The organism is Apibacter sp. (assembly GCF_025291155.1).
In the GTDB taxonomy this organism is placed as follows: Bacteria; Bacteroidota; Bacteroidia; order Flavobacteriales; family Weeksellaceae; genus Apibacter.
The window spans coordinates 1-753 of the sequence record NZ_JAMBJZ010000158.1 but is presented as its reverse complement, the minus strand read 5'-3'; the positions used below and the strand labels follow the sequence as shown (position 1 = coordinate 753).

Annotated in this window: 1 protein-coding gene; it reads right to left on the bottom strand. The window is 35.6% G+C overall.

From position 1 onward, the window contains the following. A partial coding sequence (locus M3Z80_RS09685; protein WP_293919411.1) for a hypothetical protein occupies positions 1–753 on the bottom strand: 753 nt, incomplete at both ends.

Here is a 753-nt window from a genome sequence, read left to right as displayed (position 1 = left end):
ACCTTGTACCCATCCTTTAATTTTTCTCGATTTTGCTTTTGGACTATTTTCTTCTGTATAAGCAAAAGCAAAAGTAGATCCTACTGGGGTTATATCAGAATATTCCGTTTGTTTGAAACACCATGTAATAAATGCAGCACACCAGGCAGCTTTATAATTTAAGCTTGAATTAGCGGCTTGAAAGTATATACTTATTTTTTCTTTTAATGGGCTTTGTTTTTCTATAAGTCCCTTATAGGTTTCAAATTCTTTCCAAGCAACTTCTAACCATGGTGCTTTTCCAGTAAACTTTAATGGTTCATCTACTTTCCCGCATTCTTCTACCCTGAAAATTGACTTGGTTGAATTTGATTCGCTAACTATTAAATCCCCTGCTTTTCCTCCTCTATACCATACTTTCCTTTCTTCTTTTGAATTGGTATATCTATTTATAATTTCTATGATATTCAATACTACCTGATCATCAGATATTTTTCCTGTTTCATCTGCTTCCAGGTACATGCCATCTTTAAACCAGTCTATCATCCCGGTTAAAGCTGCTTCTTCGGGGGTCATCCAACCGTCATTTACGCTAATAGCTTTATCGGGGCTATCATACTTCTTGTAAATATTAATACCTGAATCTTTAGCATAAGCTTCTATTATTTTCTGTACTTCTTCATAGGTACTTCTTCCTGTTATCTGGAGTAAGCCCCGCCCTCTAAAGTTCCAACCATCATTCGCTCCACGATTTTTAAAATCATATCCCGTTGA